Annotated in this window: 1 protein-coding gene; it reads right to left on the reverse strand. The window is 27.2% G+C overall.

Annotation, left to right across the window (positions count from 1 at the left end):
* The coding region (locus E5A76_RS16285; protein ID WP_161119558.1) for a glycosyltransferase family 2 protein at positions 1-351 on the reverse strand (351 nt) is incomplete at its 3' end.
* Positions 352-522 lie beyond the last annotated feature (171 nt).

The following is a 522-nucleotide window of genomic DNA, read 5'->3' on the forward strand; positions in this document are numbered from 1 at the left end:
TACTAGTACTGATGATATTGATAGTTTTTTCTTATTATCTACCATAATTGGTAATTGTTTACAAAATCGGTTTTGAAGATAATAATCATCAGCATCTAAAAATGCTATATAATTAGACTTAGCTTTCATTGCACCAAAATTTCTAGCATATGAGGCTCCAGAGTTTTTGATAGAAAATACCTTAACTCTAGGGTTATTGATACTATCTAATACTGCTAATGATTTATCAGTAGAGCCATCATTAATACATATCACCTCTAAAACTTCTTCTTGTGCTAAAGCACTATTTATAGCATTTTTAACAACGAACTCCCCATTATAAACAGGAATAACAACACTAACACTATTCATAAATTTCATCTTTGCTTAACCAAAAAAAATATACAAATATTAAAAATGGGATAATAATATTATACCTTGCTGCAGTTTCTGGAAATATTTGTGGTAACGTTAGAATTAGAGTTGATATAAACATAGGGATAATTATTACTTTTTTAGATAAGAAACATATATATATAAGAC

The sequence above is a fragment of the Photobacterium lucens genome, assembly GCF_009873615.1.
GTDB lineage: Bacteria > Pseudomonadota > Gammaproteobacteria > Enterobacterales > Vibrionaceae > Photobacterium > Photobacterium lucens.